Annotated in this window: 12 protein-coding genes; 8 read left to right on the top strand and 4 right to left on the bottom strand. The window is 45.7% G+C overall.

Annotated elements, in window-relative coordinates; genetic code table 11:
* The first annotated feature begins 72 nt into the window (after positions 1–72).
* The 3 genes from DK187_RS03435 (at position 73) to DK187_RS03425 (ending at position 3,656) form a co-directional block, all read left to right on the top strand.
* A complete protein-coding gene (locus tag DK187_RS03435; RefSeq protein ID WP_111605946.1) occupies positions 73–1,569 on the top strand; it encodes a TolC family outer membrane protein in 1,497 nt (498 codons plus the stop codon).
* A gap of 271 nt (positions 1,570–1,840) precedes the next feature.
* A complete protein-coding gene (gene gshB / locus DK187_RS03430; RefSeq protein ID WP_111605945.1) occupies positions 1,841–2,788 on the top strand; it encodes a glutathione synthase in 948 nt (315 codons plus the stop codon).
* A 7-nt stretch (positions 2,789–2,795) separates the two neighbouring features.
* A complete protein-coding gene (locus DK187_RS03425) occupies positions 2,796–3,656 on the top strand; it encodes an energy transducer TonB (RefSeq protein WP_111605944.1) in 861 nt (286 codons plus the stop codon).
* An 85-nt stretch (positions 3,657–3,741) separates the two neighbouring features.
* Here DK187_RS03425 and rpoH read toward each other — a convergent pair whose 3' ends face one another.
* From rpoH to ftsY, 4 genes are all read right to left on the bottom strand, one after another.
* Positions 3,742–4,608, bottom strand: coding sequence for an RNA polymerase sigma factor RpoH (gene rpoH / locus DK187_RS03420; RefSeq protein ID WP_111605943.1), 867 nt, complete (start codon positions 4,606–4,608; stop codon positions 3,742–3,744).
* Positions 4,609–4,737: 129 nt separating this feature from the next.
* Complete coding sequence (ftsX, locus tag DK187_RS03415) at positions 4,738–5,745, bottom strand: permease-like cell division protein FtsX (protein ID WP_111605942.1); 1,008 nt, start codon at positions 5,743–5,745, stop codon at positions 4,738–4,740.
* On the bottom strand, positions 5,746–6,417 hold the full coding sequence (gene ftsE / locus DK187_RS03410; RefSeq protein WP_111605941.1) for a cell division ATP-binding protein FtsE: 672 nt from the start codon (positions 6,415–6,417) through the stop codon (positions 5,746–5,748).
* 53 nt (positions 6,418–6,470) lie between these two features.
* On the bottom strand, positions 6,471–7,697 hold the full coding sequence (gene ftsY / locus DK187_RS03405) for a signal recognition particle-docking protein FtsY (protein WP_111605940.1): 1,227 nt from the start codon (positions 7,695–7,697) through the stop codon (positions 6,471–6,473).
* 165 nt (positions 7,698–7,862) lie between these two features.
* Between ftsY and DK187_RS03400 the strand changes: the two genes are divergently transcribed.
* The 5 genes from DK187_RS03400 (at position 7,863) to metW (ending at position 13,836) form a co-directional block, all read left to right on the top strand.
* Positions 7,863–9,173, top strand: coding sequence for a peptidase M16 family protein (locus DK187_RS03400; RefSeq protein ID WP_111605939.1), 1,311 nt, complete (start codon positions 7,863–7,865; stop codon positions 9,171–9,173).
* Entirely contained in the window at positions 9,170–9,772 is a 603-nt protein-coding gene (gene rsmD, locus DK187_RS03395) for a 16S rRNA (guanine(966)-N(2))-methyltransferase RsmD (RefSeq protein WP_111605938.1), read from the top strand. Before DK187_RS03400 ends, rsmD begins: the two co-directional genes overlap by 4 nt.
* A gap of 224 nt (positions 9,773–9,996) precedes the next feature.
* Positions 9,997–11,883, top strand: coding sequence for a methyl-accepting chemotaxis protein (locus DK187_RS03390; RefSeq protein ID WP_111605937.1), 1,887 nt, complete (start codon positions 9,997–9,999; stop codon positions 11,881–11,883).
* A 204-nt stretch (positions 11,884–12,087) separates the two neighbouring features.
* Entirely contained in the window at positions 12,088–13,245 is a 1,158-nt protein-coding gene (metX, locus tag DK187_RS03385; RefSeq protein WP_111605936.1) for a homoserine O-succinyltransferase MetX, read from the top strand.
* Positions 13,246–13,836 (top strand): methionine biosynthesis protein MetW, encoded by a 591-nt coding sequence (metW, locus tag DK187_RS03380; protein ID WP_111605935.1) that lies wholly within the window; start codon positions 13,246–13,248, stop codon positions 13,834–13,836.
* The last annotated feature ends 7 nt before the right edge of the window (positions 13,837–13,843 follow it).

Here is a 13,843-nt window from a genome sequence, read left to right as displayed (position 1 = left end):
AGAATCACTACATATTCAGAGTGTAAATGGCTTTACCATTTTAGTATGACTCAATAAAGGACAGATGATCACATGTTTTACCGAATCGTTTTGACTTGCACGGTTTATATAGGGACGGTACTTCTACCTGCAACGGCTCAAGCTCTCACTCTAGAGGAAGCCACCTATATTGCGATAGAGAATAACCCAACGGTTAGACAAGCCATTGCTGAATATCGAGAATCCAAAGAAAATGCCGAAATAGCCCGACGCTCTGGCTACTATCCAAGCGCAGACCTTTCGGCAGGTATCGGCCGTGAGACAACCTATGCAGACAATGCAAACTCTAACGACGTTGACTTGACGCGTCGTGAACTCACACTTTCCTTAAATCAGCCTCTATTCAATGGTTTTTCTACCAAGAATGAGATCGATCGATTAAACAGCGAAGCCGAAGCCAATCGCTGGAATGCGTTAATTTCTGTTGAAAATACCGCGTTGGAAGTTGCTCAAGTGTTTGCCAATGTCTTGCGTTATCGAGAGCTGGTCACACTCGCCGAACTTAACCTAAAAACCCATGAACGCATTTACGGGCAAATTAAATTAAAAAGCGACTCCGGTGTGAGTCGTCAATCGGATTTAAGCCAAATAACGGCTCGTCTTGCTAAAGCCAATGCAAATCATTTGGCCGCCGTTAATAACCTTAGAGACGCAGAAAGCAACTATCTCAATATTGTTGGCGAGTTGCCACCAGACGACCTCATTTATCCTGTCCCAGATAAGGATCTCATACCTCAAAATTTAGACTTGGCTATCAGTGAAGCATTAAAAAAGAACCCAGCCATTGAAGGTGCTCGCTGGGACGTTGCCGCCACAGAAAGTCTTGAGAAAATTGCTGATGCAAGCAACTACCCAAACATAAGCTTTGTCTTAGAACGAACCTGGAATAACAATATTGATGGGGATGAAGGTCCAAGTGAAGATTTGTTGGCCATGGTTAGGCTGAATTACAATTTATACAGTGGTGGCACTCAAAAGCGTCAAAAACAAGTCGCGGTTCAACAAAACATTCAAGCGTCTGAAATTCGCCGTAAAACCATCAGAGACACTGAGCTTACTGTACGACTCGCTTGGGCTGCGTTTGAAGCAACAACGGGACAAAAAGAGCATATCCGACAATACGTTATTGCCACAAAAGAATCGCAAATCGCTTACGAAAAACAATTTCGCTTAGGCCGCAGAACCTTGCTAGACGTACTGGATAGCGAAAACGAATTGTTCCAAGCCCGTCAAGACTACGTTAATGCCGACTATGACGAACTATTCTCAGAATTCCGTTTATTTAACGCCAAAGGTGAGCTAATGCGTGCCTTCCGCATTTATCGCCCACAATTGCTTGGTTTCAATGATGAATTTGATAAAAAGAAAATTATCCCTAAGGCCGGCCCAACCGCGATTGATGAGCTAAAAGAAGACGAAAAAACACTGCGAAACACGCCATCCACCCCCCAGTCTCCAGCAGAAAGAAGCAACAAAGCGCCAGAAGACGAGCTGTTCTTGGAAGCGGATGAAAATACAGGGAGTTGGTAGTCACAATAGAGGGGCAGTGAAAACAGAAATAGCCAAAACAGAGCCATTGGACTTATACATCTAACGCTATAACCAATGGCTTTGTGCTAAATAATATGACCCGCCTTATACCTCAATCTTCATCGCACAGGGTATTTTTGTTTATAAACGTAACTATCTACAAATCGTGGCTGTTTTTTCTTCTCAGCGCCCCCATATTTCTATAGCATCAACCTCTATTAACAGATTAGAAAAAGCACTAAAACGTTGCTTTCGCTTTAGGAAACGCCTTATGACTATCAAACTCGGCATTGTTATGGATCCAATTTCATCCATAAACTACAAAAAAGACACCTCACTCGCTATGTTATGGGCTGCCGCTGAAAAGGGCTGGCAACTTATTTACATGGAGCAAAAAGATTTATTTTTAGACAATGGTAAAGCCTATGCCATGACTCGCCCATTACAGGTTTATAAAGACCCTGCGCACTTTTACGATCTTGGTGAAGAAACCAAAATGGCAATGGGTGATATGGACGTGATTTTAATGCGTAAAGACCCACCATTTGATAGCGAATTTGTCTACAGCACCATGATTCTAGAGCAGGCCGAACGAGATGGTGCTCTTGTTGTTAACGATCCGAAAAGCTTACGCGATTGTAACGAGAAACTGTTCGCCACCCAGTTCCCACATTGCTGTCCACCGGTTTTAGTGACCAGACGTGCTGACTTACTCAAAGGGTTCCATAAAGAGCATGGCGATGTCATTTTCAAACCACTGGATGGCATGGGCGGCAGCTCAATATTTCGTATCAAGCCAGATGACTCTAACGTCAGTGTGATTATCGAAACACTGACAAATATGGGCGTTGAACAAATCATGGCACAGAAGTTCATCCCTGAAATCAAAGATGGCGACAAACGCATTTTAGTCGTTAATGGTGAGCCGGTACCGTTTGCGCTGGCACGTATCCCAGCTTCTGGTGAAACTCGAGGCAACTTGGCTGCTGGCGGGCGCGGTGAAGGCCGTCCTTTGACTGAACGCGATCGTTGGATTTGCGACCAAGTCATCCCATCACTAAAAGAAAAGAACCTAATGTTTGTCGGCCTAGATGTCATCGGTGATTATCTCACCGAAATTAATGTTACCAGCCCAACATGTGTTCGTGAATTAGATGCGCAATTTGATCTGAATATCGCCATGATGTTAATAGAAGCCATAGAAAAACGCCTTCAGTAAGATCAACATGCGAGTAATCGATAAATTTTCCGTCGCGCTTTTCATCGCCATTAGCTTTCATGTGCTAATGGTGATGGTGGTTGGCTTCGATTTTCAGTTGCCCTCTCCCAAGCCAAAAACACTGGAAGTCACACTGGTTCAACACACAACAAGCGCCCCGACGGAAGCCGACTTCATTGCACAAGCAAACCAACAAGCCAGCGGCACAGAGCTACGCAAACAAAAACTCACTACCACGGAAGAAGCACGCTTCTTAGCGGACACGATTCAGGAAATATCCCCTCCGATCCAACCGCAACTCGCTTCAGCAGAGCCGATTGACGAGCCCAACTTGCTGGCGACAACCAATCAAGAGGCGGTTTTTGAAATAGTGAATGAAACCGAACAAGAGCCAAAAACCTTAGAAGAGCAGTTTCGAGGAGAAACGCAACTTCCCAGTCACCTTTCTAATGATATTGCAACGTTAGAGGCTTTACTGGACCAACAGCGACAATCCTATGCCAAACGCCCAAGAATCCGCCGCCTCACCTCGGTCTCTGCTAAAGCCGCCATTGACGCTCAATACCTTGACGATTGGCGTCGTCGCATCGAACGCATTGGCAATATTCACTATCCAGAAGAAGCAAAACGTAACCATTTATATGGTGAACTACGCCTCGCCGTCATCTTACTGCCAAATGGCTACGTAGACGACATTGAGGTACTGCACTCCTCTGGCATCAGAGTATTAGATGATGCCGCCATGCGCATTGTCCGTCTTGCAGAGCCCTTTCAGACCTTCCCTAGTGAACTAAAGAAAGAAGTCGATAAGCTGGAAATCATTCGTACATGGCGATTTGTACCGGGCAACCAACTCCAAAGCCAATAATAAATCGCTATTCCGCTCTGACCCTATTGCATAAAAAAACCCTCACTTAGGAGGGTTTTATTGTCTTAACAACGCAACGCTAAAATCAGTCGAACTGACCATCGCCCATTGCCAGACGTATTTTTTTCATCGCGTTTTTCTCGAGTTGACGAATACGCTCAGCAGAAACGCCATACTCATCCGCTAAATCATGCAAGGTCGATTTCGCATCAGACAACCAACGTTGTACTAAGATGTTTCGGCTACGCTCGTCAAGATCAGCCATCGCCACTTCAAGGCGCTGATTGGAATCTTCTTCCCAATTGCCGTTTTCAAGTAGCATTGCTGGGTCTGAACGATGATCCTCTAGATATTGAGAGGGTGCTTGAAACGCACTGTCATCATCGTCATCCGCTGAAGCATCAAATGCCATATCCGAAGAGCTTAAACGCCCCTCCATTTGACGAACCACTTCCGGGGTCACGCCCAAGTCACTGGCAACCGACTCCACTTCGGAATTACTGAACCAAGATAGCGATTTTTTCGCGCTGCGAAGATTAAAAAACATTTTTCGCTGGGCTTTCGTCGTCGCCACTTTCACAATGCGCCAGTTCTTCAGAATAAATTCATGAATTTCGGCCTTGATCCAATGTACCGCAAATGAAACAAGACGCACGCCAACTTCTGGATTAAAGCGTTTAACCGCTTTCATCAAGCCAACGTTGCCTTCTTGAATAAGGTCACCTTGTGCTAAACCGTATCCAGAGTAACTTTTCGCGATATGCACAACAAATCTTAAATGCGACATAACCAGCGTACGTGCCGCCTCAAGATCTTCTTGATAATAAAGACGATCTGCCAACGCTTTTTCTTCGTCGGCCGTTAAAATCGGAATTCTGCTAATGGCTTGTATATAGGACTCTAGGTTCTGACCTGGAATCATCATATCTGTAGGCTGAAGAGCTTTACCCATCTCTATTTCCACCTTTCTCGTTGTTCATGCCTGTATGACAAAATACTACCAAGTAAATTCGGCTTGTGTGTGACATAAATGTGAATAAACCATGGCTATTACCTTTGTAGTGATTTTAGCCTTTCATCGTCACTGTAGCTCAATGTTTGAAATATGTCGGCTAACCGCAATCCACGCGCCAACAACACCAACCAATGCGCTTATAGTTAAACATAAAATAATTTCATCTGCATTAAAAGTCTGTAGTTGAAAGCCGCTCTGATAGAGCTCAATCAGCCGCTCAGCAGGCGCACTTACCCACCAGCTAAGCAAGAGAATACATAGGCTGGCAAACAAACCACCCAAAAGCCCAAACCACAGTCCCATGTACAAAAAAGGTCGACGTATGTAAGCATCTGTCGCCCCCACTAACTTCATTACCAAGACTTCATCACGACGACTTTCTACCGCCATACGAATAGTGTTGCCTACAATTAAAAACACGGCAACAATCAATAACACAGACAACGCATAGACAAATCGTTGCCCAAAACTCAGTATATTGGCAAGACGCTGTAACCATTGTGCATCCAATTCGGCATACTCCACTTCCTTTTGTGCCGCCAGCTGATCGCGAAGGGCCTGCAAACTAGCCAGAGTGTTCACATCCACAGTGAGAGTAGGGATCACGCGCAATACAATCGGCAAAGGATTTTCAGGTAGCGATGACATAATTTGCTCATAACCACTTGATTGCTCAAAATAGCGCAAGCCTTCTTCTTTCGAAATATATTCAACGGATGCCACATTATCCAATGCCGAAAGACGATGCGATAACGCAAGCGCTTGTGTGTCTTCTAAATTGGAAAAAAGATACAGGGTAATAACCGACTGCTGCTCCCATTGGTCTGTCACCGATTGCACATTTTTCAACAACACATACAAACCGCCCGGCAAAGACAAGGCAATGGCAATCACCATCACCGTCATAATACTGGCCAATGGATAACTGACCAGTCGCATAAAGCTTTCTGTTAGTGTTTCTTGGTGTTGACGAAAGTACTTCGTAGGGCTGAAAGAGCGCCGTGTCGGCCAATGATGCTTAGTCGCCTTAATGGACTCTCTGGTCGCGCCTCGTTGATTGGGTTTTTGCACCATTTAGGCAAACCCTCCGTCATTCACCATTCGACCTTGGCTCAACGTCAAAACACGATGACGCATACGAGCAACCAGTGCCAAATCATGACTGGCGACAAGAACCGTGACGCCCACACGATTAAATTCCTGAAACAAATTCATAATTTCAGCTGACAATTTAGGGTCCAAATTCCCTGTCGGCTCATCCGCTAACAACAGCTGTGGCTTATTCACCACCGCGCGAGCAATGCCAACTCGCTGCTGCTCACCGCCAGATAAGGCCATTGGGTTGTACTTTTCTTTATCTAATAAGCCGACTTTGTCCAGCGCGGCACGCACTCGCTTAGCAATTTGCTGAGAGTCTGCTCCGCTTACTTGCAATGGCAAGGCCACATTATGGAAAACACTTCTGTCCAATAACAACTGATGATTTTGAAAGACCACGCCCACTCGGCGTCGATGATGGGGAATGGCCCTACGACTCAACGTTCGCAGATCCACACCATCAACCAAAATCTGGCCCGAAGTTTGACGTTCAATCATCATCATGAGTTTCATTAAGGTACTTTTACCGGCACCCGAATGACCAGTAAGAAAAGCCATTTCGCCCTGCTGCAAATGAAAACTCACCTGCGACAGTGCTTCTTGTCCACTCTCGTACTTTTTTCCCACTCGTTGAAATTCGATTTCCACGCTAATCCAGCATCCTTAAATTAGAAACAACAGTAAACAAAGCCAATAACAACTTACTCACTATCAAACAAGGCATCGACAAACTCTTGCGCCACAAAAGGACGCAAATCCTCAGCCTGCTCGCCCACACCAATATAGCGTATAGGTAAAGCAAACTGTTTCGCAATCGCGAAAATAATACCACCTTTCGCGGTGCCATCCAGTTTCGTCAGCGTAATACCGCTCACACCAACGGCTTCGGAGAACAGCTTCGCCTGACTGATGGCATTTTGGCCCGTGCCTGCATCCAACACCAACATCACTTCATGTGGCGCTTTGGCGTCCAGCTTTTTCATCACACGAACCACTTTTGACAACTCGTTCATCAAATTGGCTTTATTTTGTAAACGACCAGCCGTATCCGCGATCACAATATCAATGCCTTTCGCCTTGGCAGACTCAATAGCATCGTATATAACCGATGCAGAGTCGGCACCGGTATGCTGCGCCACAACAGGAACATTATTGCGCTCACCCCAGACCTGCAATTGCTCAACCGCCGCCGCACGAAAAGTGTCACCTGCCGCCAACATAACACTTTTGCCTTCCGCCTGATATTTTTTCGCCAGCTTGCCAATCGTTGTCGTTTTACCGACACCATTTACACCCACCATTAAAATAACAAAAGGCCCATCTTGACTAACCGGATCCAAGACCTGTTGGGACTGACTCAGAATACTTTCCATATCGGCTTTTAAATGGGTCAGCAAGGTGGCTGAGTCTTTCAGCTCTTTACGGTTTAACTTATCGGTTAATCCACTAATCAAAGCCTGAGTGGCATCAATGCCAACATCCGCCATCAACAATTGCGTTTCCAATGCTTCTAATAGGTCGTCATCGACTTTTTTATGCCCCCCAATAACCGAAGACAAACCGCTCCCTAAACCACTGCGTGTACGCGACAAACCTGACTTAATACGCTGTGACCAAGACAAGGATGGTTGCGGCGAAGTAGAGACCTGCGTCACAAGCTCTTGGCGCTTGAGTGTATTTGTCTCCTTATCATCCTGCACGTCAGCAGAGGCCGCTTGGTCCAATTCAGACTCTTGCGACATGGCGGCAGAAGCCTGGGCGTCTTGTTGTTTGGCGGCCGCGATACGGGCATTCATTTTATTGACAAAACGGCGACGAATCACAAAGGCGATAATGGCTAAAAGCGTACCAATAACAATTGGAACATAACGCGCATACTCACCAAGATACGGTGTAAAAAAAGCAACAATTTGATTAACAACTTCCATTAAATCGATCTCTTTATTTTGACTGATGCAGGAAACAAGGGTGAAATGCTATGATTAGACACAGCACCACATATACAAACACTTAGAAACCATTATTTTAACATTATTCTGGCTCGCAAACAGGCTTAGTTTTCATCAACCGCCCTTCTCTTTCTAAGGTAAATTATGTCCGATAGTAACAAACCTCTTTTTAGTCGCCCCGTTTTAGCGGCCATTATGTTGTTCTGCACATTAGCGATTTGGCTACTTAACCTAACGGCATCGGGCACTAAACTACCAGCCCCCAGCATTGAAACTTGGACCACAACATCGGGCATTCCTGTTATCTGGCTAAAACAAGAACAATGGCAAGAAAGTGATAAACTGGAAATTCGCTTTGCTTTTCGCGCCACCACTACCAACACGCCACTGATTCAGGCGACACTCGCCCTTTTGATGAGCGACTCCCTGCCACTTAGTACGGCGTCGATAAATCAACGACTAACGCCTTTAGCGGCGAGCGCAAGCAGCTATTATGATCACGAAAGACAAAGTATTGGTGTGACATTAAGCAGCGACCCTCAATACCTAGTACCCACGCTATCTTTGCTTAACAACTGGCTAACAGCGCCGGAGTTCAAGCATCGCACTTTTGAAAATTGGCAGCGTCAACAACAGAGCAACCCACAGATACAGCACGAACTAGAAGAGATTTTATTCTTTGACAGCGTCCAACCACAAAGTGAATCGGACGATGTCACGATGTCTCTACAAGACGTTTCAAACTACTATCAGCACTTAACAAGGTCTGCGACAGCCATCTTTATTGTCGGCGATATGTCATCAGAAGCCAAAATGGCTATTCAAAATGCGGTCAACGCCATTAGCCAAGATTATCGCCTATCCGATGAGACAGCAGACAGCATCCAACACGCCCCTCTAAGTGTGACCATTCAGCAACAAGAAGGCGAACTTTGGCAAACGCGCAGCGCCTTAGCGTTGACGCCCATCACCTCTGTTGAAGAGTGGATCAGTTTGCAAATTTGGGGAGCCGATTTGATTGCCACGCTGAATCAGCAACCACACATTGATTTTGCTCAACTTACCTTAATACTGTCACCACAGAATCCTTGGGCATGGTGGAGTATTCAATATGGCAACAACATCACCAATGACTTGCCTACCGATGACGTGATGCGTCTTATCAATGCCAAGAGCCTTATTTTTGTTGAAGAGGCACCGTCCATCAACAACCCCAAAACTTTCGAAACACTGTTAGACAACTTCAAGCAACAACTTGAGCAACAAAGCTTATCGCCCACTTGGTGGAGCAACATCGCCACCCAAGTTACGAACCAGAATGGCCCATTAACCTTGGAGAAATTCGCTACAGACTACCAAGAGGCAATTAACGACTTTTCGATAGAAGAGTACAAAGCCACCCTTAAAACCCTCTTAAAACCATCGTCCTATCAAGAGATTCAGGTCTACCAATGAAAAAAAATCCCCCCAGTAATGCAGTCAACAACAGCAAAGCGAAAGCCTCAAAACTGCGTATCATCGCGGGGGAATGGCGATCGCGCCAAGTACCCATTCCCAATGTTGAGGGCTTAAGACCCACACCGGACAGAGTCAGAGAAACCTTGTTTAACTGGATCAATCACCAGATTCCAGGGGCCGTCTGCGGTGATCTATTTTGCGGCTCTGGTGCGCTGGGACTAGAGGCCTTGTCACGTGGTGCAAAGCACCTAACCTTTGTGGATAATTCACGCATAGTGTCACAACAAATGACCGCCAATTTAGCCACACTGGGGGCAACAGACAGAGCCAAAGTAATCGCTCAAAACGCTGCCGTTTTTCTAGATACCGTGACGCCACATGCGATGGATATCGTATTTTTAGATCCGCCTTTCCGCAAAGGCTGGCTCGCTCAAATCATTCCATTACTCGAAAAAGGCTGGCTCGCATCACGCGCTTTAGTCTACATCGAAATGGAGAAAGAAGCCGAATTACCAGCCCTACCTGCTCACTGGTCATTAATAAAAGAAAAACAGGCTGGACAATTGGTTTATCGGCTGTTCGACATCAACAAATAAACACCAGCAAGAAGCCCTAACCAAATTAGGGCTTTTTTTTGCACCCAAACCATACTCTGCACCATAAAAGGACAAATAAAAATCACTCTGCACATCGTCCCCCCAAACATAACGGGTCAGTTTGTGTATTTTTAGCACGATGCTTGCATAGATCTAAACCACTAGGTGTTACTTATGTTGCGCACTCTCTCTAATAACGCTTCTCTATAATCAGGAAAGTCATCATGCTAGCCAACCTATCCTTTAAGACAAAATTACTGTTGCTGCTTGTTACAGCCGTTCTGGGTTTCATCATAGTGACCTTTGTTGCCATGAAAGGCCTTTCCTCCCAGCAAGGCGCCAATAACGAACTAAGAACGTTATCCAACATTCAAGCTTCAAATGATCAGCTAAGCATTCATATGCTCGAAATTGCCGATAAGCTAAGGTCCATTTCAGTCGACAACTACGCGGACTATGTTGCGAGCGCCAATCAGCAAATAGAACAAAACAACCAAACTATTAACGAGAATATCCAACAAGCAAATAGTCTAGAATTACAACGCACACTGGAAGACAACCTCACTGAAATGAACCATTACAGCCAAGCTTTAATGGCATTGATTGGTAAGCTTTACATTATTGGTTTCGATTCCGCCTCAGGCTTACGTGGCAGTATCGACAAGATGGGTCTAGAAATCAGTGACGATATACAAAGTCTCAGTTTACTAAAGCGAGAGTTTACCAACGTACGTAAAGCCGAGGCGAGCTACCTATCCGATCCAAAAGACAGCACGTTAGCCGAATTTAACGAAAGTTTTTCTCGCTTTGATAACCGTATAGAGAATTTTGGTTTTCAAGACACACATGGAATCAAAGCCAACGCCTACCGTGATGCCCTTATTCAATATGGTAAAGAATACCAATCTCTTGATACCGTAGAAGCCCAGTTTACTGAACAAAAAGCGCGCTTTAATGACAGCCAGCTCAAGGCCAGTCAACTGATCGAAGCGACCATTGCCCAAGCCGAAACCGACGCTGAAAAAAGTTCTAACCAAGCCAACATCACTCTTCTTAGTGTCAGCACCGCCGTCATCATTTTCGCCACGTTGCTTATGGTCGCCATTGGCCGTAGCGTTAACATGACCTTGCACAGCATCATGACTGACCTAAACAAAGTCAAAAAAGGGGACATGTCTTCTAAAGCAATAATTAACAGAAAACGTAACGATGAGTTTGACCAACTCAGTCAATCGCTAAATGAAATGACTGGCGGCCTCGGTGAGGTATTAAAAGATGTGGTTTCTACCACGGATAATGTCAGTACCATGTCGACCGATTTGAACAACACCATCAACAACATTGCCAGTAGTAACCACCTAGTCAATCAGCGTACCCACTCATTAGCGTCCGCCACCGACGATATATCAAGCCGCTTAAACGAATTATCCAGTACCACAAATACACTTAGAGCCCATTCTAATGATACCTATCAATCAGCTAAATCAGGAGCTGACACCATTAAAATGGTATTAAATAGCATCACTGATACGGTGAACATTGTGAATATGACCAGCCATCAACTTGATGAACTGGGGCGCTTATCTAAAAACATCGACAGCGTCATTGCCATGATCAATGATCTTGCTAGCCAAACCAACTTACTCGCGCTAAATGCCGCCATCGAAGCAGCACGGGCTGGAGAAGCGGGTCGCGGGTTCTCCGTGGTGGCTGATGAAGTCAGAGCCTTAGCAGAAAAAACCGTCGACGCCACTTCGAAAATCACAGACATCGTCAATACCATTCAGCAGTCCACTCAGACAGCCATTAGTACCATGGAAGGTGGGCAAAACAACTTAAGAATCATCAGCGAAAATGGCAGCAAGGCCGAAGAAGCCATGCGTGACATCGAAAACAATGCCATGACAGGATCACAATCCACCGACTCGATGGCAAACGCCATTCAAGACGTTGCCAGTACTGCGATCCAAATGAGTACCGAGATGGAAGAAATTGCACAACAACTCAGCCAAGATACCCGCTCTATCGATATTTTGGCTGACAAAACCAAGCAGATTCAGCTCATTTCTGCGCAACTTGCGGTGAAAACACAAGTGTTCACACTCGCTTAAAAAATCACTGGCCAACGCGCTGGTATGGTCCACAAATGACAACACCAGCGTTTCTCAAAGACGACCATTCTATCGCAACCTCTTGATGACACTAGGCGCAAACGATAGACTGTGTCGCATCACTCATCGATGAACCTTCCCACGTTTCTTCACGGGAATTCGAGCACTTTCTTTAGGACTTTACTTTAGGATAAGAACAAACCTATGCCGGACGTCATCCCAGCCGACTCTGTTGGTATTGTTACGCCACAGATTGCGCAATTCGACACACCGTTGGCACTGTCCTGCGGACAAACCTTGTCCTCGTATCAGCTAGTTTACGAGACTTATGGCACCCTAAATAAAAACGCATCCAATGCGATTTTAATTTGTCACGCCTTAAGCGGCGACCATCATGCGGCAGGCTATCACACCATGTCGGATACCAAGCCTGGCTGGTGGGATACCGCAATAGGACCTGGCAAAGCCATCGATACCAATAAGTTTTTTGTTATTGCACTCAATAATTTAGGTGGTTGCTGTGGTTCAACAGGCCCCACCAGCATTAATCCAGAAACAGGGCAGCGTTGGGAAGCCAGCTTTCCGATTGTCACAGTAGAAGATTGGGTCGAAAGCCAAGCACGCTTAGCCGATTTATTGGGCATCCAAACCTTTGCCGCTATCGTCGGTGGCAGCCTTGGCGGCATGCAAGTACTGGAATGGAGCATTCGCTTCCCCACTCGCTTGAAATCTGCTGTGATTGTCGCGTCAGCGCCGAAATTATCAACACAGAACATTGCCTTCAACGAAGTCGCACGTCAGTCTATTCGTCGTGATCCTGACTTTTTTGACGGCAATTACCTAGAAAATAATTCCGTTCCAACCAACGGCCTGGGTTTGGCCCGCATGTTAGGTCACATTACCTATCTGTCAGACGATGCCATGGGCGCAAAGTTTGGCCGCCAAATGCGCCACGACAGCTACCAATACAATTACGGCATTGAATTTGAAGTCGAAAGTTACTTACGCTATCAAGGCGAAGCCTTCACCAAACGGTTTGACGCCAATACCTACATGCTGATGACCAAGGCGCTCGATTACTTCGACCCTGCCTCGCAAACCAATGGCGACTTATCGGCGGTGCTGAGTCGAGCTCAATGTGAATTTTTACTGGTGTCCTTTACTACCGATTGGCGCTTCGCTCCAGAACGTAGCGAAGAGATTGTTAACGCCTTGGTCAAAGCCGGCAAACTGGTTTCTTACGCCAAGATCGAAGCGACAGAAGGTCACGATGCCTTTTTGTTCCCAATTCCTCGCTATATGGCCGTGTTAAGCACCTTTTTAACGCGCATCGCAAGCAACGTAACGACGGAGACCCTATAAATGCGCTCTGACTTAGAAATGATTGATGAATGGATTCAACCCAATATACGAGTGCTGGATTTAGCTTGCGGTCCAGGTGAACTGCTTCACCACCTGATCCAAAACAAAAAAGTCAGTGGCTATGGTTTAGAAATTGGCCCAGACGATTTAAATACCTGTATCAAGAAAGGCATTCCGGTTCTTGAGCAAAACATTGATGAAGGGCTGCAAAACTTCGATGATCAAAGTTTTGATCTCGTACTGATGACGCACGCACTGCAACAGTTCCGTCGTCCCGATTTACTGATCGATGAAATGCTGCGCATCGGCAAAGAATGCATTATTACCTTCCCGAACTTTGGCCATTGGCGCAGTCGTCTACATTTGGCGTTAAAGGGCAGAATGCCCGTGTCGGATTTCTTGCCATACAACTGGTATGACACACCCAACATTCACTTTTTTACCTTTCAAGATTTTGAGCGTTTATGCCATGAAAAAAACATCAAAATCCTACGTTGGGCCGCGGTCGATGGTCACCTAAAAGACCATTGGTGGATTCGCTCTATGCCCAATTTATTCAGTGAAACGGCCATCTTTCATATCAGTCGTTAAGCGATAC

The organism is Marinomonas arctica, from assembly GCF_003259225.1.
GTDB classification, from domain to species: Bacteria; Pseudomonadota; Gammaproteobacteria; order Pseudomonadales; family Marinomonadaceae; genus Marinomonas; species Marinomonas arctica.
This window is presented reverse-complemented; position numbering and strand designations above follow the sequence as displayed.

Excerpts from the sequence above, each read along its gene's own strand:
- DK187_RS03435 (WP_111605946.1), top strand. The coding sequence starts at position 73 with ATGTTTTACCGAATCGTTTTGACTTGCACGGTTTATATAGGGACGGTA.
- gshB (WP_111605945.1), top strand. The coding sequence starts at position 1,841 with ATGACTATCAAACTCGGCATTGTTATGGATCCAATTTCATCCATAAAC.
- DK187_RS03425 (WP_111605944.1), top strand. The coding sequence starts at position 2,796 with ATGCGAGTAATCGATAAATTTTCCGTCGCGCTTTTCATCGCCATTAGC.
- rpoH (WP_111605943.1), bottom strand. The coding sequence starts at position 4,608 with ATGGGTAAAGCTCTTCAGCCTACAGATATGATGATTCCAGGTCAGAAC.
- ftsX (WP_111605942.1), bottom strand. The coding sequence starts at position 5,745 with ATGGTGCAAAAACCCAATCAACGAGGCGCGACCAGAGAGTCCATTAAG.
- ftsY (WP_111605940.1), bottom strand. The coding sequence starts at position 7,697 with ATGGAAGTTGTTAATCAAATTGTTGCTTTTTTTACACCGTATCTTGGT.
- DK187_RS03400 (WP_111605939.1), top strand. The coding sequence starts at position 7,863 with ATGTCCGATAGTAACAAACCTCTTTTTAGTCGCCCCGTTTTAGCGGCC.
- rsmD (WP_111605938.1), top strand. The coding sequence starts at position 9,170 with ATGAAAAAAAATCCCCCCAGTAATGCAGTCAACAACAGCAAAGCGAAA.
- DK187_RS03390 (WP_111605937.1), top strand. The coding sequence starts at position 9,997 with ATGCTAGCCAACCTATCCTTTAAGACAAAATTACTGTTGCTGCTTGTT.
- metX (WP_111605936.1), top strand. The coding sequence starts at position 12,088 with ATGCCGGACGTCATCCCAGCCGACTCTGTTGGTATTGTTACGCCACAG.
- metW (WP_111605935.1), top strand. The coding sequence starts at position 13,246 with ATGCGCTCTGACTTAGAAATGATTGATGAATGGATTCAACCCAATATA.